The following is an 18,441-nucleotide window of genomic DNA, read 5'->3' on the forward strand; positions in this document are numbered from 1 at the left end:
GCTATTGAGCTGGCCAGAGACGATGCGAACCCGCAGATTGTGGAATCCGGATGAACGGTTCCGAATCGGCCTACGCTGCGACGCGGGGAGGTTCATCGGTTTGACACCGTCAGCATGTTCGCGGCGCGACTGATCCTCCGGCGCATCGGCGGGTGGAGGGGGACGACGTGTCTGGCCCCAGATCAACCTCGTCAAGAAAGCTGGCATCGAGCCCACCGCCCGAGGCGGTCTCGCGCGAAAACGGCGATGCCCGGCCAATGAAAGCGACGCGGTCGCGATGGCAGTGGGCACTCGGGAACCGAGATGCATTTGGCCCGCGAGTGCTCGGTCCGATCATCTTCATCGTCGGGTTGATCGTTGCCGGGCTGCTCATCGCTTTTGGGCTCCAGCTAGGGCCGTTTCACGAGCAGTCGGTGGGTCCTACGCCGATGCCGTCTCAGGCGATCGACGTCACCATTCCCGACGATGTTGGCCAGTCCCCGCGCACCACTTCACCGACTTCGACCGCGACGACTTCGAAGGATCCCCCGCCACCGGCTGCGCCATCGAAAGATCAGCATTCGGGGCAGCCAACCGAACCGACTCCGGCGGCCGGACAGCCAGCTGCCCCCGCGACGAGTGAGCCACCACCACACAAGCTGGTCACCGTGGACGTCCCCGGTGCTGTTTTCGACCGGCTGGGGCCCCAACATGACACCGGGCCGACGGCACCTCAGGTCGCCGCCGCGGCTGCCGGAGTCAGCATCTTGGTCGCCCTTCTTGCCCTCTTTGGCGTGTTTCGGACAGTCAGAGGCAAATGGGTCGATGATCAGCTGGCTGACATCTGGGAGCGGTTTACCTGGATTATCGACAAGCCTCGCTACGAGTTCTTCGTGCCAGCTGACAGGGGAAATATCCTGCTCTCTCTGGCGGAACGAGCCGAGCGGTTCAATGACAGCAATCTTCAACATGTCATCAGCCGTTTTCAGCTTACTGTCATCGACGACATTGCTCGGCAGCTCGAAATCAATCCACATACGCCGTTGTCTGATCGGACAAACGACTACATCGACCGCGTACAGCAGTCGCGTGTTGTATCTGCGGCGGTCAAGGACCGCGCCGCCAAGGTGCGGGGGGCGTACCAAGCCGAGGCCCAGGAACAGGAACGCACCGGCAATGTTGTTGGAACGACCGCGTCTCGCCCACCCGGCGAGGCAGCCACGGTCAAGGGGCGCCGGCTCGCCGTGACTCCGACGATTGGGCAGACGGTGCAGCCGACTTCGCCGCTGCGGGGGGATGCCGTCGAACAGATCTGCGACGAGTTCACGCGCCAACTGCAGGACGCCATCACCCACGGTCCGAAAACCGCAGGGCGACAAAGTGATTTTCTCGACGTGGAAACCATGGACGCTGTCAACGAGGTGGCGACTCAACACCCACGTGCCACGCCGGACTCTGTCGCGAATGCGCTGGGCGAGTTTCAGCGTCAGTTGGACGGCACCCACTACAAAGAGAGAGACGCCGTGTGGCGCGCGGCGAAGGCGGGTGAAATCGCCTCCACGGTAACCACAATGGAGCTCACGGAGACCAACGACGCATCCGGCGGGGCAGGACGGCGGCGTACGGTTGAAATCGTGTTGCCGGACTCTGCTGCGGCACGGGCGTGGGTTCTGCGCAATCGTCAGTACCCGTTCCTGTCACGCATCTACGTCGAGACCGTATTTGGTAGCCAGTATCGCCCGGGGCCGCGACATCAGCCGGCTCCGGCCTTGTAGCAGCCTCCGCAGGGCCCGTGAAGTATGGCGCCAGGTACGATGAGCGCGTCGCGGGCGTGGCGCAATTGGTTGACGCGCGGGTTTTAGGTGCCCGTGTTCGAAAGAACGTGTGGGTTCGAGTCCCACCGCCCGCACTATCAATGGCTCCTTGGACCCATTGCGCCGATTCGCGGCTTCTCGGGAGATTCCCCAGGTGTCTTCATAGAGCCGCCGGAGACAGTTGCAGCGACTCTGTTCGTTCGGTGCTGACTACCCGGCCATGTAAAAGAACCGTTACGAGCACGGCAGGTCGTGCTGCCCTGGGATAGCGTCAAAATTCATCGGCAGCCTCGAGACCAGTCGGAGGCCTTCTGGCGCTGCGATTTTGCGAGGAGGTCAGTATGCGGGCCCGGGTATCTGTGCTGTGTGCGATGGCGGTGATCGCGCTGGCAGGTCCCGCGATCGCGCATGCCGACGCACGTGACGACGACTTCGTGAACAACCTTGCCGGACAGGGGATCATCGGAGATCCGGGCAAGCTGGTCTCCACCGCACGCACTGTGTGCACCGCGAGCACGCAGGCTTCTATGGTGCCTGCGGGTCTCGGGCAGATGATGCCGATGGGCTATGTGCTGTCTTCACTGCGCCTGAATATTGGGCAGATCGGTCCGTTCATCGACACTGCGCGCGCTACGTACTGCCCACCACCGGCACCGCCGGCACCAGCTGCAACCCCGGACGGGGATGCACCAGCAGCCCCTGCGGCGCCAGCGATGTCGGGCATCCCCGCCATGACGGGCATCCCAGCGATGGCGGGCATGCCGGGAATGCCCGGGATGCCAGGAATACCCGGGATGGATAGGTTGTCATCGACTTTCGGGTCCACCTCATAGTCCAGCGGTGAGGCAGCGCAGAGCCGACCTACTGCGCCCCCTTCAGCCGAACCATCCGCGTCGTCGAGCTCTCGTCCAACTCGACGACGTCGGTGCGGGAGCGCAGGAAATCACTGAAAGACTTGAATCCCAAGGCCTTTTCGCTGAACGACGGGTCCATGCGCTTCATCTGCGCCTTGACCGCCGAGTTGTGCAGCCAGTCGACGTCGTCCTTCTCCAGCCCGATATTCAGCGCGCGGGTCAGTAGGGCAGTGGCGGCGGCCTGCGGGTCCGGCTGCTCGGCCTCGGAGTTGGTGTTGCGGCGGGTGCGCTTGGCCGGCTCCGGAGAGGGCTCGAGGACGGGCACGCCAGGCAGGGCGTCGTAGGTGACGAACTCGTCGCACGCCGCCGCGAGTGCTCGGCTCGACGACCCGGCCACACCGATGCCCACGACGTACCGGCCGAGCCGTTTGCAGCGCTGGGCCAGCGGAATGTAGTCGGAATCACCCGCGGCGATGACGACGTGGGTGAGGTCGGGCAGCCGGAACATGTCTTCGACGGCGTCGACCGCGAGCCGGATGTCGGCGCCGTTCTTGCCGTAGGCGGCGGCCGGGAACAGCTGCACGAGGTCGACAGCCCGTCCGACGAGCTGCTGCCGGTAGCCCGAGTTCACCTCGGCGGACCAGTCGGCATACGCACGGGTGAGCACCAGCGTGCCGAAAGATGACGCGAAGTCGAGGACTGCGCCGACGTCGACGGTGGCCTGGGTGAGCTTGTCCGGTTCGAGTCCCTTGGCCTTGTCCTTCTGAAACGAGTTGCGGCCGTGGACCTGGTCGTAGCGGGAGATCACGATGTTGTCGAAGTCGAGGTAGACCGCGACGCGGGTCGCGGTGGTGTCCGTCATGGGCCCAGTCTGGTGCATCGGGGGAGCATCGTGGCGCGAAACTCGCCGGGCGCATCCTGCATCGACATGCTTAACCTGTCGGGATGCTCACCGAACTGATCGCGCTCCCCGGCGGGTCGTACCGCATGGGCGCGCAGCACTTCTACCCGGAGGAAGCGCCGGTGCATGAGGTGACGGTCGCGCCGTTCTCGATTGAACGGCACCCGGTCACCAACGCCCAGTTCGCGGAATTCGTGGCCGAGACGGGGCATGTGACGGTCGCCGAGCAACAACTCGATCCGGCGCTGTTTCCCGGGGTCCCGGCAGAGGAACTCGTCCCCGGTGCGCTGGTGTTCCAGCCGACGGCCGGCCCGGTGGACCTGCGGAACTGGCGGGCATGGTGGACGTGGGTCCCGGGGGCGTGCTGGAAGCACCCGAAGGGGCCCGGCTCCACCATCGAGGACCGCCTCGACCATCCGGTAGTTCAGGTCGCGTACCCGGACGCCGCGGCCTACGCGGCCTGGGCGGGCAGGCGGCTGCCGACCGAGGAGCAGTGGGAGTACGCGGCCCGCGCCGGTGCGACCACGGTCTATGCGTGGGGTGACGAGGTCCGGCCGGATGGGCAGCTGATGGCCAATACCTGGCAAGGCAAGTTCCCGTATCGCAACGACGGCGCCCTCGGCTGGACCGGCACCTCGCCGGTTGGCACATTCCCGCCCAACGGTTTTGGTCTGGTCGACATGATCGGAAACGTGTGGGAATGGACCCGCACCCGCTATACGCCGCGGCACCAGGCCCACGCCGAGGTGTCCGGCTGCTGCCCGCCGCCGGGCGGTGACCCGTCGGTGATGCAGACCCTCAAGGGCGGTTCGCACCTGTGCGCGCCGGAGTACTGCCACCGGTACCGGCCGGCGGCGCGGTCGTCGCAGTCACAGGACAGCGCGACGACGCACATCGGCTTCCGGTGCATCGCCGGCTGAGGTGGCGAAAGCGGCGCGCAAACGCCGCTGCATAGTCGCTGGCCTAGGCGTACTGACCACGGACGTTAGGTACCGCGTGGCTGGCCTGCAAGCCGCGGGTGATGCTGATGGACGAGCCGTTCGGCGCCCTGGATGCGCAGACGCGCCTGGAGATGCAGCAGCTGCTGATGTCGGTGTGGGAGGCGCATAAGATGACGCTGCTGTTCGTTACCCATGACGTCGACGAGGCGCTGCTGCTGGCCGACTGGGTCGTACTGCTCAGCCACCGGCCCGCCACCGTCGCCGACGTCATCACCATCGAGCAACCCCGCACCCCCGAGGCGCAATTCGAGGAGTCCTACCAGCGGCGCCGCCGCGCCATCTTGGACTTCATCGGCCACCGCCCGGCCGCCTGACCAAACTGGCTTCCCGCCAAGGAGATTTGATGAGCATTACCCTGCCTGGGTTCCGCGCGCCCGCATCCCGTCCCGATCGGCCGTCCCTGCGCTCACCCGCCGTGCTGCGCACCGAGGTGCTGGCGGGCCTGGTGGTCGGGCTGGCGCTGATCCCGGAGGCCATCGCCTTCTCCGTCATCGCGGGTGTCGATCCTCGCGTCGGGCTGTTCTCGTCGGTGACCATGGCCATCACCATCGCGTTCGCCGGGGGACGCCCGGCCATGGTGTCGGCGGCGACGGCGGCGGTGGCCCTGGTCGTGGCGCCGGTGGCCCACGAACACGGCGTCGGGTACCTGGTTGCCACCATCGCGCTGGCCGGGGTGATCCAGATGCTGCTGGCGTTCCTCGGGGTGGCCAAGCTGATGCGCTTCATTCCGCGCAGCGTGATGGTCGGCTTCGTCAACGCGCTTGCGATCCTGGTGTTCGTCGCCCAGCTTCGGCACTTGATCGACGTGCCCTGGCTGGTGTATCCGCTCACCGCGGCCGGCATCGCGTTGATGGTGCTGCTGCCCAAACTGACCACCGCGGTGCCGCCGCCGCTGGTCGTGGTGCTGGTGCTGACCGCGGCCGTCGTGGCCTTCGGCTGGCACGTGCCGAACGTGGGAGACCAAGGGGCCCTGCCGGATTCGCTGCCGATTCCCGGTATCCCGCACGTGCCGTTCAACCTGCACACGCTGCAGGTCATCGCACCGTACGCGTTGGGGGCGGCGCTGGTCGGGCTGCTGGAATCGCTGATGACGGCCAAGCTGGTCGACGACATCACCGACACCCCGTCGAACAAGACCCGGGAGGCCTGCGGGCAGGGCATCGCCAACGTGGTGACCGCGCTGTTCGGCGGCATGGGCGGGTGCGCGGTGGTGGGGCAGACGATGATGAACGTCAAGATCGCCGGCGCCCGGACCCGGCTCTCGACCTTGCTCACCGGCGTGTTCGTGCTGATCCTGGTGCTGGCGCTCGGCGACCTGGTCGGGCGCATCCCCATGGCCGCGTTGGTGGCGGTCATGGTCGTGGTCTCGGCGGCCACCTTCGACTGGCACAGCGTCGCGCCGCGCACGCTGAAAGTGTTGCCGCGCAGCGAAACTCTGGTCATGGTCATCACTGTCTGCGCGACGGTCGCCACCGGGAACCTGGCGATCGGCGTCGCACTCGGCGTGCTGGCCGCGATGGTGGCGTTCGCGCGCCGCGTCGCGCACTTCACGTCGGTATCGGTGCTGGAACCGGGGAACTACCGAGTGTGTGGCGACCTGTTCTTCGTGTCCAGCAATGACCTGGTGCACCAGTTCGACTACGCGGGTGACCCCGCCGAAGTCGTCGTCGACTTGTCGGGCACCGCGGTATGGGATGCCTCGTCCGTCGCGACGCTGGATGCGATCCGGATGAAGTACGCGTCACGAGGGAAGACGGTGCGGTTCATCGGTTTGGATGACGCGAGCGCGGACCGGCTGGACCGGTTGTCGGGACGTCTCGGGGTTTAGTGGTCTGAGTTTGCGGTGGTGCGCCATGATGGAGGCGTGAACGTGAACTGGCGGGGTGTCCTCGGGGTCGTCGTGGGGCTGCTCATCGGGCTGCTCATGGGCGGCCCGATCGCCGGCCAGGCGCACGCCGCCGCGGCCGCGCCCGCTGGGGATGTCATCTCCATCGGTGACCCCAACGCGCTCGGGCAGATCGACCTCTACGTCGACCCGCTGTGCCCGTACAGCGGCAAACTGATTCGCAAAGACGGCGACGAACTGGGGCGCCGCATCGACAACGGCGCGCTGCGGGTGAATGTGCGTTTCGTGAACTTCCTCGAAAAGTATTCGGCCAGTGGCGCATACGATCGCCGGGCGATCTACGCGGCGTTCGTTGTCGCCGGTGAGTCGAAGTCGAGTGACGTCGCGTGGCGCTTCATCCAGCAGATCTTCTCCAAAGAGCACCAGCCGCGCGAAGGCGGCGACACGGACCTGAGCAACGACCAGTTGGCGGAGCTCGCCGGCAGGGCAGGTGCGCCGCCGTCGGCGCAGGACCTGATCCGGGTCGGCTTGCCCGTCGGCTACGACTCCCGGGCCATCGCCACCAACAACCTCGCGCTGCTGCACGAGTTTCCGGAGCCGGGGGTGCCGCTGGTGGTCGTCGGTGGACAGATCGTCAACGATGACGACTGGCTGAGCCGGCTGCCGTCCTGAGCCTCATTCGCTCTTCTGCTTCAACAACTCGTGCAGGCGGGTGATCTCGCCACGTAGATCCTCGATCTGCGTCGCGGTCACGGCGGCGTGCGCTTTGTCCTCGGTGGACACGCTCTGGATGACCCACGACGCGATGGTCGCCGTGATGGACCCGACCAGACTGATGCCGCCGATCATCAGCATGGCGGCGATGAATCGGCCAGTCGCGGTCACCGGGTAGACGTCGCCGTAGCCGACGGTGGTGATCGTGCTCATCGCCCACCACAGGGCATCGCCGAACGAATTGATATGGGCCCCAGGCACTCCGCGTTCGGACTGCAATTCGGCCAGCGACGACACATACACCAGGAGCACCGCGCCGGCGACGGTGTAGAGCACCACCCTGCCGCGAATCGCCGCGCCGACCGCCTTCTGCAACGCCGTCACGAGTACCACCAACCGCAGCAACCGCAACGGACGCAGCAGCGGCAGCAGGACGACGGCGAGGTCGACCAGATGCCGGAAGAACCACGTTCGCCGGTCCGGGGCCAGGTACAGCCGGGCGACATAGTCGACGGCGAAGACGGCCCAGGTCACGAACGTCACCAGGTTGACCGCGTGCTGGGCGGGCCCGCGCGGTTGGACGAGTACCTCGACGCTGTAGGCGCCGAGGAAAACGAGTGCCACGGCGGCCAGCGCCCATTCGGCGCGGTGGTCCCACTTGTCGAGGCTGTCTTGGGTTGTCACGCCTCCGAGTGTGCGGCACCGGCGGCGGGTTTCGAGGGAAGTCCAGGTGCGCTCGTTCCCCCGATTGGGGGACACGGGTTTCAACCGGCGGATGGGCTGGTTGGCGGATACAGATCGACGGCTGCCGACGGCATTCTTAGTTCAACACCGGAACACACCGGACCAGAACTTGAAAAGCCTTCTCGCACAAAGGAGTCGACATGAACCTCGCCCACCGCCTCGCCGCCGGTTTCGCCCTCGCCGCCGCGCCGGCCGTCATCTTCCTGGGCGCCGCCACCGCGCACGCTGATGTCACGACCGCCAGCAGCCCGGTCGGCACGCACCAGGCGTTCCCGCACCAGCACAACAACCCGCAGCCGGGGACCCCGATCCATCACCACCACCAGCGCAACCGCTGAGACTTCTGTCACCGCTGAGGCCGCCCCTGTCATCGACGGGGCGGCCTTACGCGTTTACGGACTGACGGCTCTGCCGAGGAACGCCATCAGCTTCGTGGTGCGCGAGCAACCCGCCGGGGCGGGTTGCTCCGGCCCGAAGGCGCCTGGGCGCCGCAGCATCTGTTCCGGCACCGACGTGACCAGCCCCTCGCTCAGGGTGAGCAGGTCGTCGGGCAACTCGATCGACTCGCCCAGAGACTGGTGCAGATCCCAGCTGTGCAGGGCCAAATCCGCCACCGGGAACATCAAGGCTCGGCGCAGTGGGACTTCGCCTTGCGGGGACTTACGTGGGGCATCGAGGTCCGCCGTGGGGAGGGCGTCCCGAAGTCGAATCCCCAACGCGCTCAGCTGGTCGGCAGGGCTGTCATAGGTCCAGTCCGACGGTTGGGACGGTCCGTCCCAGAGTTCGCCATCCTCGGCCAGCACGACGATTCTGGTGGCGCTGCCGGTGGCGTGTGCCACCAATTCGCGCACAGTCCAGTCCTGCAGGATCGACGGATCGTCCCAGCGCTCCGAGGGAATTTGACGCACTGAAGCGGTGAACAGGTCGAGGGCTTCGGTGGCCAACCCGCCAAGCTCGGGAGTCGTGTCTTCGCTCATGAGGGACACGGTACGAGCGGGCACCGACATTTAGCCTTTGAGTGAGTCCGTGGGCAGGTCGAGGCACCGACCGGGACACCCGGTGATCCCTGACGTCTGAGTGGCCGCCCGCGGGCTCGGTGCCTGGTCGAGCGGTGTCCTTGTTCGGGAACTTGGAGCCAGCCTGAGGGTGGGACTCCTGCTTAGAGAATGTCTGGGCCGTGGCCGCGGTGGTCAGTCACCTGGGAAGACAGGATCGGGCTGACAGGAGCAAAACGACGATGGCATTGACGTTGGGTATCGACGTGGCAGTGCGGGCGGCGCACCAAGGGACGCTGGCCCGCGACGGAATCACGGTGTGGCGTGGCCGCAAGTTCTCAACCCGACCGGCGGAGCTGGAACGGTTGTGGGATGACCTGAACCTCGCTGATCCGGGTGATCTGACGGTCGTGGTTGAGCCGACCCGCAACGCGTGGATCGTGGTGGCGGAGTGGTTCCGCCGCCGCGGGGCCCGAGTGGTGATGGTTCCCACCACCCAATCAGCGGATCTGCGCAAGTACTACTCCAAGCACACCAAGAACGATCGGATCGACTCCGAGTTGCTGGCCCGGCTGCCACTTTTACATCCCGAAGGCCTGCGTGAGTATTCCGGCCAGGGACCAGCAGACCCGTTGCGGCGCTTGGTCAAACAGCGCTCCACCATGGTCAAACGCCGAGTCGCCGTCTACGCCCGACTCGATGCACTCGTCGAGCTCCTCGGGCCGGATTGGTATGCGGTGCTCGGTTCGAATTACGGCATCGCGGCGTTGGAGTTCCTGGCCCGTTACGCCGATCCGCATGCGGTGCTCCGGCTGGGTCGCGGACGTCTGAGCAGGTTCTTGATCGCCCGGTCCCGTGGCGCGTGGCGCAGCGACCACGCCGCCGGCCTTATCGCCGCGGCCAAGGAAACCCTCGTGCTGTGGGGTTCGGACGGGATGAACTTCGCGGAATTGTCCGAAGACATCGCACATGAAGCCGAACAGGCGCTGTTTTTAACTCGGCAAATCAAGCAGATCGACGAACGAGTCGCGAACCTTTACGCCGAGGCCGACCCCGATGGCATCGTTGCCTCTGCTCCCGGCGTCGGACCGGTCATCAGCGCCGTGATCGCTGGGCGGATCGGTGATCCGCACCGATTCACCTCACTAGCGGCGGTCCGCGCCTATACCGGACTGGTCCCCAAGGTCAGCCAGTCCGGGGTGAGCAAGGTCGAATCCTCGATCACCAAGGCCGGCGACCCGCTGCTGCGCGAAATGCTCTGCACCGCAGCCGATCAAGCCCGCAAGATCGACCCGCAAATCGCGGCGAAATACCAGCGACTGATGGCCGGCGACCGCCACCACGACTCCGCGATATGCCACCTGGCCACCCTGCTGGTCACCAGGATCACCACGTGCATGCGCACCGGCCAGCCCTACGCCCTGCGCGATATCGACGGCACCCCGATCACCGAAGCTCAGGGCCGCGTGCTCGTTAAAGAGCGCTACCAGATTGAGCCGCGCCGCCGAGACAACATCCGGCACCAACGTATGCGCGACCGCCGCAACCAAGGGGCGGGCCAGGAGTCACAGGAGTCGCCAAGCGCTCCAACATCCAGGCCCGCCACCAATCACCCTACGAGCCAACACATCGCTTGACATCCGTTAGGAACTCATCGGCCGAAGGATCGAGGGCGAGGGTTCGCTAATTGGCCTGCTGAGGCCCAGTCCCCGTACCCTTCCACGGTGACCGCGATCGATCCTGACCAGCTCAGCACCTGCCTGAAGGTGCTGGCCGAGGTGAGCGCGCTGCCGCCCGAGCATCCCGACGCCATTGCTGTGCGCCAGGCCACCGCGAAGATGTTCAAGGCGTTGAAGAAGGAGCGCCGAACCGCCAAGCGCGACGCGGTTGCGGCCGCTGACCGCGCAGTCATCGCCGCGACCGCGACGGGCGCCCCGGGACGGATCGACGATGAGACGCAGGGTCTGCCGCTGGTGTCCACCGCGGTCGGGGCGACTGCGGGCACGCTGCTGCGCTCGCGGGCCTGCTACATCTGCAAGAGCCACCACACCGTGGTCGACGCGTTCTACCACCAGCTTTGTCCGGACTGCGCCGCCTTCAACCGGGCCAAGCGGGACGCCCGCACCGACCTGACTGGGCGCACCGCGCTGCTCACCGGTGGGCGCGCCAAGATCGGCATGTACATCGCCCTGCGGTTGTTGCGCGACGGCGCGCACACCACGATCACCACCCGGTTTCCCAATGACGCGGTGAGGCGCTTCGCCGCGATGGAGGACAGTGCAGAGTGGTTGCACCGGCTGCGGGTGGTGGGGATCGACCTGCGTGACCCGGCCCAGGTGGTTGCGTTGGCCGACGAGGTGGCCGCGCAAGGACCACTGGACATTCTGATCAACAATGCTGCCCAGACGGTGCGCCGCCCGCCGGGCTCGTACGCCGCGCTGGTGGAGGCCGAGCGGACCCCGCCGCCGGAGCTGGTGGAAGTGATCACTTTCGACCACGTCAGCGACGCGCATCCACATGCCCTGGCCGGCAGTCTCGGCGAGCACCCCACGGCGCACGCCCTGACGTCGCTGGCGCTGCAGGCCCGTAGCGCGTCGCCGGAGCGGATTGCCGCCGGCCTCGCGATCGACGCGGGCGGGTTGCTGCCGGATACCGCGTCGGTCAACAGCTGGACCCAGCGGGTGCACGAGGTCGATGCGATGGAGCTGCTCGAGGTGCAGCTGTGTAACCAGACGGCGCCGTTCATTCTGGTGAGCCGGCTGCGTCCGGCTCTGGCCGCCTCGCCCGCACGGCGCAAGTACGTGGTGAACGTGTCAGCGATGGAAGGCCAGTTCGGCCGCGCCTACAAGGGGCCCGGGCATCCGCACACGAACATGGCCAAGGCCGCGCTGAATATGCTGACCCGCACGAGCGCGGGGGAGATGCTGGAGCAGGACGGCATTCTCATGACTGCCGTCGACACCGGCTGGATCACCGACGAACGCCCGCATCCGACCAAGCTGCGGCTGGCCGAAGAAGGTTTCCACGCACCCCTGGATCTGGTGGATGGTGCTGCGCGCGTGTATGACCCGATTGTGCGGGGTGAATTGGGCGAGGATCTCTACGGGTGTTTCTTGAAGGACTACTCACGCAGTGATTGGTAGGGACGCTACGCCGTAGCCGGTGCCGGGGGCAGCCCAGGTGCCGGCGAAAGTGAGGACGGCGCGGGGGACCGATGGCAGTCGGCGGTCTGGAATGCCTTGTCGGCGAGCGGCTTTTGTCGTGTGGACGATTCACGGTCCTCGGGTGTGGTTCCCGGGATCGTCATCAGAGCCGATTTGTCGATCGTCATCGTCTTGCCCTTTTTGACTGGGACGTCCAATTCGACGATAGGCCCCGTATTGGAGCGCGGTCGACTGCGTGCGGGCGGCGAGCTGAGCCGACGCGCGCCCTGGCGCCACGCAGCGTAGGGTTGAGGCATCGGCGGCGTTCAGCCGGGCCCAACACCCGACGTGGACCGATACGCCCCGCGTCTGCCACGAGTCAGATTCACCCGTCCTAGGATCGGGGAATTCACATGTGTGGCAGGCACTTACCGTGACGTATTGCATCGGCGTGTTGCTCGAGGACGGAATCATCTTCGCGGCTGATTCCCGCACCAACGCAGGCGTCGACAACTTCGCCAAGTTCTGCAAGGTGACGGTGTTCGAGACGCCCGGCGATCGCGTGATCGCGTTGTTGAGTTCGGGAAACCTGGCCGGCACCCAGGCCATCATCAGCGTGCTGCGGCAGCGGTGTGCCGACGGCCCCGCGACAACCAATCTGCTCGGAGCGACGACGATGTTCGACGTCGTCCGATTGGTCTCGGACGCGATGCGTGAGGTCGACCAGCGCGACGCGGGCTACCTGGACAGCAACCCGGCCGGCTTCAACGCCTCATTCATCGTCGGTGGGCAGCTCGCCGGGGAGCCGATGAGACTCTTCCGCATCTACGCGGAGGGAAACTTCATCGAAGCAGGAACCGACACGATGTTCCTGCAGACCGGTGAGACGAAGTACGGCAAGCCGATCCTCGACCGGGTACTCACGCCCCAAACATCGCTCGCCGACGCCACGAAATGCGTTCTGGTGTCTTTCGATTCGACCATGCGGAGCAACCTGTCGGTCGGCATGCCCATCGACCTGATCAGCTACGAACGGGACACCCTCAAGATGCCGTGGCGGCGGCGATTCGACGACGGTGACCCCTACTTCACAGCTGTCCGGGAGGCGTGGAGCGAAGGCACGCGGGCGGTATTCAGCAAGCTACCCGACCTCCGTTGGTGACCGCGTCGTGCCGGACGTCCAGCTCATCACCTGCGAACACGGCGGCAACGGCATACCCGCGCCGTTTGGTCCGCTCTTCGCCGAACACCGGGCGCTGCTGAACTCCCATCGGGGATGGGACCCCGGTGCGTTGGTGATGGCCGAGGCGCTCTCCGCGGCGACCCGGGCACCGCTGGTCGCATCGACCACCAGCCGCCTCCTCGTCGACCTCAACCGGTCGATCGGTCACCCGCAGCTGTTCTCGCCGATGACGCGGACCGCGCCGAGTGACGTCAGATCGCAGATCGTCGCGCAGCACTACCGGCCACATCGTGATGCAGTCGAAGATATTGTCAGACAGTCAGTCTCGTCCGGACATCGGGTGATTCACATCGCCTCCCACAGCTTCACCCCCGAACTGGACGGGGTGGTGCGCCACGCCGACGTCGGGTTGCTCTACGACCCGCGTCGCCGCCCCGAGGTGCTGCTGAGCACCCGCTGGCAGGCCTCGCTCGCGGCGCTTCATCCGGAACTGCGCGTGCGGCGCAACTATCCCTACGCGGGCAAGGCGGACGGCCTGACGTCACACCTGCGCAAGCGCTTCGGGCCCGGTGAGTACGTCGGAATCGAACTGGAGATCAATCAGCGCATCGTCGCCGCCGCCGGACAGCCCTGGGCGGCGCTGCGCGGCGTGCTGATCGATTCCCTGTACGCGGCTTGTGCACCCCAGCCCGACCCGACCGTGTAAACCAAAGCGCCACAGCGAAAACGGAGACACCATGAAACTCAATGTCGGCTTCGAGATGGTCTTCGACTGCCCCAAACCCACCCCGATGATCTTCAATCTCAACGTCCACTACACCCGGGTCTCCGACCTCATCGGGCGCGACGTGCTACTGGCCGACCCACCCGTGCCGATGACGGCCTACCGTGACGACTTCGGCAACTGGTGCACCCGCATCGTCGCGCCGAAGGGGTACACCCGGATCTCGGGAGACGCGATCGTCACAGACAGCGGGCTTCCCGATGTCCTGGTCCCCGAGGCGCGCCAGACGCCGGTGCAGGATCTGCCCGACGAAACGCTCATCTTCCTGCTGGGTAGCCGGTACTGCGATACCGACCGGCTTTCGCAGACGGCGTGGGACCTATTCGAGCAGACGCCGCCGGGCTGGGACCGCGTGCAGGCTATCTGTGACTACGTGCACCGACACATCACGTTCGATTATCTGCAGGCGGACAACACCCGCACGGCGCTGGAGGCGTACGAGGGTCGGGTCGGCGTCTGCCGCGATTTCACGCACCTGGCGGTGGCCTTCTGCCGTTGCATGAACATCCCGACGCGCTACTGCACCGGGTACCTCCCTGATACGGGAACGCCGCCGCCTTATGGGCCAATGGATTTCGCCGCCTGGTTCGAGGTGTTTCTCGACGGGCACTGGCACACGTTTGACGCGCGCAACAACACACCGCGCATCGGTCGGGTGCTGATCGCGCGTGGCCGTGACGCCGCCGATGTCGCCCTGAGCAACGCGTTCGGCGCCAACACGTTGACGAGCTTCCGGGTCTGGGCAGACGAGGTGGCGTAGCGACCTGGACCTTCACCAGGCAGTCAATCGGCGCGCTGCTGCAACAACTCTCGTAGTTGGGCGATTTCACTGTGAAGTCCGTCGATCTGCGCCGCGGTCACGGCGTTGTGCGCCTTGTCCTCGACCGACACGGTGTGGATGATCCAGGACGCGATGGTCGCGGTGATGGAACCGACCAGGCTGATGCCGCCGATCATCATCAGGACGGCGATGACGCGTCCGGTGGTCGTCACCGGGTAGATGTCGCCGTACCCGACGGTGGTGATGGTGGTGATCGCCCACCAGACCGCGTCGCCGAAGTTGGTGATGTGGGATCCTGCCGCGAAGCGCTCCGATTCCAGCTCGGCCAACGCACCGACGTAGATCAGGAGGATCGCGCCGGAGACGGTGTAGATCACCACCCGGCCGCGGATCGCGTTGCCGATGGCCTCCTGCAGTGCGCTGACGAGCACCACCAGCCGGAGAAGGCGCAGTGGTCGTAGCAGCGGCAGCAGCACCACGGCGAGGTCAATCAGGTGATGCAGGAACCACTTTCGCCGATCCGTCGCCAAATACAGCCGGGCGAAGTAATCGACGACGAACACGGCCCAGGTCAGGAACGTGACGATGTCGAGTAGGTGCTGGGCGAACCCGCGGGGTTGCACGAGCACTTCGATGCTGTACGCGGCCAGGAAAACCAGTGCCACGGCAGCCAGCGCCCACTCGGCCCGGTGGTCCCACTTTGCGAGACGGTCTTGGGTTGTCACGACTCAAAGTGTGCGGGACGGGTGGGTGGTGTGCGGGCAACTCGCACGTTCTGGTCGGGGCCGCCCCGTCGGCGACGGGGCGGCCCCGTGCGCTACGGCGTCAGGGCCACCTTGGCCCCGCCGGAGAACATCGAGTCGTGCACCGTGATGCTTGCCGGGATCGCATCGCGAGGCATGTCATAGATGACCTTGACGTCGACGGCGTTACCGGGATTGATGTTGTCCCACACGGGGATATCCGAGCCGCCCAACGCGATCTGCGCTTCGGCGTCACTGTCGAAGCTGCGGCCCTGGGTGTCGATCAGCTTCTGGTCCGAGGGGCTGAATCCCTGCGCCCGATCGCCGATGTTCTGCACGCTGAGCGTGACGACGACGAACTGTCCTTGGGCTTTCTTGGCGAGGTACGGGTTGTCGCCGACCTCGGTCAGGCCCGGCTGGACGGTCTTGACGACGAACTCGAACTTGCCGTCGCGCACCGGAGTGTTCAGGTGCGCGGTCGCTTGTGCCTGGCCGGCAGCGGCCGTTGATGGCGCGCCGGCGTCGGTTTTCTTGTCGCTGTTCGACATCGCCGACACCGCGACCAGGAACACGACGACGCCGGCAATGAGCCACGGCCACTTGCGCTTCTTGGCCGGTGGTGGGTACTGGCCGTGGGGAGCCTGCGGCGGGAGGGGAGTAGCCATCTGATCATTCCTTCGTGACGGAAGCCCGATCTGGTGTCGGGCGAACAGGAGAACGTATAGGGAGCCTCCGACAAACGCGCTCGGACGCCTCGCAGCCGAACTTGTCGGTGGGCGGTGCGACGATCCTCTGTTGCTCAAACAGAGGAGATGATCATGAGCGTTTGTGTGTATTGTGGTGCCGCCCTTGGTGATTCTGCCCAGTGCGCTGCGTGCGGTGCGCATAAAGACGGCGCCGACTGGTATCCGGCGGGTGGACCGGCGGTCGTGGACGCGGGGTGGCGGTCTGATCCGACCGGGCGGCATGAAGGCCGCTATTTTGTCGCGGGCAGCCGACGGACCTGGTCCGCGACGGCGGCGTCGAAGCCCTCGACCCGGTGGGCAAGCAGCAGTTGGAACAGAATGGAGCCTTTGGTTTTTCACCCACGGAGGCAGGACGAGGCAAACGACGACTCTGGTGGGTGGTCGCCGTCGTCGCGGTGGTGGCTCTTGTCGGCGGTGGCGTAGGGCTGACGCTGTTCCTCACCCGGGCCCGGCAGACCGTTGACGACAAGTACCTCGCCGATCTGCGGCAGTCCGGGTTGGTGGCAGAGTTCAACTCGGACGCCAATGCGGTCGCGCACGGCAAGCAGGTGTGCCGGCAGCTGGAGGGCGGCGGAGCGCAGCAAGGCTTACCGATCGACCGGGCCGCCGTGAGGTATTACTGTCCGCAGTTCGCCGAGGGCTTCCATGTCCTCGAAAAGGTGACGGTCAAGGGCAGCTTCAGCTTGCTGGACAAGTCGCCCAGCGAGTACTCGACCCCGATCACGGTGTCGGGCTCGTCATGTTCGGGGTCGGGTGGGTACAGCGACATCGACCAAGGCACGCAGGTGACGGTGAAGAACGGCAAGGGCGACGTGCTGACGACCACGACCACGACCCTCGGCGCCGGTTCGGGCGGACGCTACGTGTGCACCTTTCCGTTCTCGTTCCAGATCACCGAAGGTGAGGATCGGTACGTGGTGTCGGTGAGCCGGCGCGGTGACATGGGCTATTCGTTCAACGACCTCAAAGCCAAAGGGGTGGCTCTGCAGCTGGAGTGAGGCGGGCGCGGCCGGACTTGTCGGTCGGCGATGCGACGATGTGCGGCTCACTCAAATTGGGAGGAAGACATGAAGAAGCTGTTGGTAGTAGCGATGGCCGTCGGGGCGGCTGTGGCGTTGAGCCCGACGGTGGCAGCCGAGCCGTCGTGGACGATGCCGAACTATCGGAATGGACCTGCAGGGTGCGCAGGACGCGATCCAGTCGCTGACCCGGGGTGCGGTGTGGTTCAGCGGGTCGACGGACCTGACCGGTAAGGGGCGGGCGCAGATCATCGACCGGAACTGGCAGGTGTGCACGTCAACGCCGGCGGCGGGGGCGACGATCACGACGACGACATCGATCAGGTTCGGAGTGGTGCGGGATACGGAGAAGTGTCCGTGAGTGCGGTCTCGTGCACAGTGAGCGCCTCTTCGCGAATAGCATTCGAGGAGAAGGTCGCTTGAGAGTTGGGGCAAATGTCGGCAAGGCCGCCTGCATCGTCGGAGCTGGTTCGTGCACGCATGAGCCGGCAGCGGCGTAGCGCCACAAAGCCCGAGCTACTCGTGAGGCGGTTGCTGCACGCCCGCGGAGTCCGCTACCGCGTGGATTCCGCTCCAGAACGTGATCTGAGATGCAAGGCCGATATCGTTTGGCGCGGTTTGCATCTCGCAGTATTTATCGACGGCTGTTTCTGGCACGGATGTCCCGACCACGCGACGAGGCCCAAAGCCAACGAAGAATGGTGGGCGCAGAAACTCGATGGCAACGTGGCGCGGGACCGCAGAACGGATGCGGAGTTGGCCGCTCGCGGCTGGACCGTGCTGCGATTTTGGGAGCATGAGGAGCCGAGCGCTGTAGCTGATGCGATCTGTGTGGCGCTAGTGCAGTTGCAACGGCGGGCGGTTGATGACCGGAACTAGGTGTACCGACACGACGTTGGGCACGGCGCGGCGGATACAGATCATCAGTCGCAACTGGCCGGTTTACGTCAACACCGGCGGCGGGGTGATGATCACGACAAGGCGCATGATCACGTTTGGGATGGTGCGGGATACGGAGAAGTGCCCGTCGCCCAGTGACGGATCATTGGGTGCTAGTAGCACGGCTGCGAGTTCCAAGGTGCTGACCATTGCATACGTCAATAATTGCTATGAATCGCCACCGATTGAGACGAGGCGTCGGTGGCCTGGCTTACAGTTTCCTCACAGAACCGGGGATGGGGGCAAGGTGTCGGG

The 18,441-nt window shown here is 65.7% G+C and carries 20 protein-coding genes, 1 tRNA gene and 1 pseudogene; 16 read left to right on the forward strand and 6 right to left on the reverse strand.

Features of this window, described 5'->3' with window-relative positions; all coding sequences use genetic code 11:
- Nucleotides 1–320 precede the first annotated feature (320 nt).
- The 3 genes from ACX12F_RS06845 (at nt 321) to ACX12F_RS06855 (ending at nt 2,626) form a co-directional block, all read left to right on the forward strand.
- Nucleotides 321–1,754 carry a hypothetical protein gene (locus ACX12F_RS06845; RefSeq protein WP_459368858.1) on the forward strand — a complete coding sequence of 478 codons (1,434 nt, stop codon included), beginning with the start codon at nt 321–323 and terminating at the stop codon, nt 1,752–1,754.
- A gap of 50 nt (nt 1,755–1,804) precedes the next feature.
- Nucleotides 1,805–1,888 (forward strand) — tRNA-Leu (locus ACX12F_RS06850).
- A 246-nt stretch (nt 1,889–2,134) separates the two neighbouring features.
- Nucleotides 2,135–2,626: a DUF732 domain-containing protein gene (locus ACX12F_RS06855; RefSeq protein WP_459368859.1), complete on the forward strand. Its 492-nt coding sequence runs from the start codon at nt 2,135–2,137 to the stop codon at nt 2,624–2,626.
- A gap of 28 nt (nt 2,627–2,654) precedes the next feature.
- On the opposite strand, the gene ACX12F_RS06860 is transcribed toward ACX12F_RS06855, so the two are convergent.
- On the reverse strand, nt 2,655–3,509 hold the full coding sequence (locus tag ACX12F_RS06860; RefSeq protein ID WP_459368860.1) for an NYN domain-containing protein: 855 nt from the start codon (nt 3,507–3,509) through the stop codon (nt 2,655–2,657).
- Nucleotides 3,510–3,592: 83 nt separating this feature from the next.
- Between ACX12F_RS06860 and ACX12F_RS06865 the strand changes: the two genes are divergently transcribed.
- The 4 genes from ACX12F_RS06865 (at nt 3,593) to ACX12F_RS06880 (ending at nt 7,067) form a co-directional block, all read left to right on the forward strand.
- Nucleotides 3,593–4,468 (forward strand): formylglycine-generating enzyme family protein, encoded by an 876-nt coding sequence (locus ACX12F_RS06865; protein WP_459368861.1) that lies wholly within the window; start codon nt 3,593–3,595, stop codon nt 4,466–4,468.
- A 107-nt stretch (nt 4,469–4,575) separates the two neighbouring features.
- Nucleotides 4,576–4,863, forward strand: coding sequence for a hypothetical protein (locus ACX12F_RS06870; protein WP_459368862.1), 288 nt, complete (start codon nt 4,576–4,578; stop codon nt 4,861–4,863).
- A 29-nt stretch (nt 4,864–4,892) separates the two neighbouring features.
- Nucleotides 4,893–6,377, forward strand: coding sequence for a SulP family inorganic anion transporter (locus ACX12F_RS06875; RefSeq protein ID WP_459368863.1), 1,485 nt, complete (start codon nt 4,893–4,895; stop codon nt 6,375–6,377).
- Between the two features lie 96 nt (nt 6,378–6,473).
- Nucleotides 6,474–7,067: a DsbA family protein gene (locus ACX12F_RS06880; protein ID WP_459370266.1), complete on the forward strand. Its 594-nt coding sequence runs from the start codon at nt 6,474–6,476 to the stop codon at nt 7,065–7,067.
- Between the two features lie 3 nt (nt 7,068–7,070).
- Here ACX12F_RS06880 and ACX12F_RS06885 read toward each other — a convergent pair whose 3' ends face one another.
- Nucleotides 7,071–7,793 (reverse strand): potassium channel family protein, encoded by a 723-nt coding sequence (locus ACX12F_RS06885; RefSeq protein ID WP_459368864.1) that lies wholly within the window; start codon nt 7,791–7,793, stop codon nt 7,071–7,073.
- A 200-nt stretch (nt 7,794–7,993) separates the two neighbouring features.
- Here ACX12F_RS06885 and ACX12F_RS06890 point away from each other — a divergent pair, with 200 nt between their 5' ends.
- Nucleotides 7,994–8,191, forward strand: a complete 198-nt coding sequence (locus ACX12F_RS06890; RefSeq protein WP_459368865.1) for a hypothetical protein — start codon at nt 7,994–7,996, stop codon at nt 8,189–8,191.
- Nucleotides 8,192–8,245: 54 nt separating this feature from the next.
- On the opposite strand, the gene ACX12F_RS06895 is transcribed toward ACX12F_RS06890, so the two are convergent.
- Nucleotides 8,246–8,830, reverse strand: coding sequence for a TIGR03086 family metal-binding protein (locus ACX12F_RS06895; RefSeq protein ID WP_459368866.1), 585 nt, complete (start codon nt 8,828–8,830; stop codon nt 8,246–8,248).
- A gap of 260 nt (nt 8,831–9,090) precedes the next feature.
- Here ACX12F_RS06895 and ACX12F_RS06900 point away from each other — a divergent pair, with 260 nt between their 5' ends.
- From ACX12F_RS06900 to ACX12F_RS06920, 5 genes are all read left to right on the forward strand, one after another.
- On the forward strand, nt 9,091–10,485 hold the full coding sequence (locus tag ACX12F_RS06900) for an IS110 family RNA-guided transposase (RefSeq protein WP_138232793.1): 1,395 nt from the start codon (nt 9,091–9,093) through the stop codon (nt 10,483–10,485).
- Nucleotides 10,486–10,572: 87 nt separating this feature from the next.
- A complete protein-coding gene (locus tag ACX12F_RS06905) occupies nt 10,573–11,991 on the forward strand; it encodes an SDR family NAD(P)-dependent oxidoreductase (protein WP_459368867.1) in 1,419 nt (472 codons plus the stop codon).
- A gap of 433 nt (nt 11,992–12,424) precedes the next feature.
- A complete protein-coding gene (locus ACX12F_RS06910) occupies nt 12,425–13,153 on the forward strand; it encodes a proteasome-type protease (RefSeq protein ID WP_459368868.1) in 729 nt (242 codons plus the stop codon).
- 7 nt (nt 13,154–13,160) lie between these two features.
- The gene (locus ACX12F_RS06915; RefSeq protein WP_459368869.1) at nt 13,161–13,880 is read left to right on the forward strand and encodes an N-formylglutamate amidohydrolase; all 720 of its coding nucleotides are present in this window, start codon (nt 13,161–13,163) and stop codon (nt 13,878–13,880) included.
- Nucleotides 13,881–13,911: 31 nt separating this feature from the next.
- Nucleotides 13,912–14,718 carry a transglutaminase-like domain-containing protein gene (locus ACX12F_RS06920; protein WP_459368870.1) on the forward strand — a complete coding sequence of 269 codons (807 nt, stop codon included), beginning with the start codon at nt 13,912–13,914 and terminating at the stop codon, nt 14,716–14,718.
- Between the two features lie 23 nt (nt 14,719–14,741).
- Here the strand turns inward: ACX12F_RS06920 and ACX12F_RS06925 are convergent, their stop codons facing one another.
- A complete protein-coding gene (locus ACX12F_RS06925) occupies nt 14,742–15,464 on the reverse strand; it encodes a potassium channel family protein (RefSeq protein WP_459368871.1) in 723 nt (240 codons plus the stop codon).
- Nucleotides 15,465–15,556: 92 nt separating this feature from the next.
- Nucleotides 15,557–16,147, reverse strand: a complete 591-nt coding sequence (locus ACX12F_RS06930; protein ID WP_459368872.1) for a DUF4352 domain-containing protein — start codon at nt 16,145–16,147, stop codon at nt 15,557–15,559.
- Nucleotides 16,148–16,300: 153 nt separating this feature from the next.
- Between ACX12F_RS06930 and ACX12F_RS06935 the strand changes: the two are divergent.
- From ACX12F_RS06935 to ACX12F_RS06945, 3 genes and pseudogenes are all read left to right on the forward strand, one after another.
- Nucleotides 16,301–17,226 (forward strand): annotated as a pseudogene (locus ACX12F_RS06935) (DUF732 domain-containing protein).
- Nucleotides 17,227–17,395: 169 nt separating this feature from the next.
- On the forward strand, nt 17,396–17,608 hold the full coding sequence (locus ACX12F_RS06940; protein WP_459368873.1) for a hypothetical protein: 213 nt from the start codon (nt 17,396–17,398) through the stop codon (nt 17,606–17,608).
- Nucleotides 17,609–17,727: 119 nt separating this feature from the next.
- On the forward strand, nt 17,728–18,126 hold the full coding sequence (locus ACX12F_RS06945; protein WP_459368874.1) for a very short patch repair endonuclease: 399 nt from the start codon (nt 17,728–17,730) through the stop codon (nt 18,124–18,126).
- Between the two features lie 63 nt (nt 18,127–18,189).
- On the opposite strand, the gene ACX12F_RS06950 is transcribed toward ACX12F_RS06945, so the two are convergent.
- Nucleotides 18,190–18,336, reverse strand: coding sequence for a hypothetical protein (locus tag ACX12F_RS06950; protein ID WP_459368875.1), 147 nt, complete (start codon nt 18,334–18,336; stop codon nt 18,190–18,192).
- Nucleotides 18,337–18,441: the final 105 nt, after the last annotated feature.

Source organism: Mycolicibacterium sp. HS_4_1 (assembly GCF_054515875.1).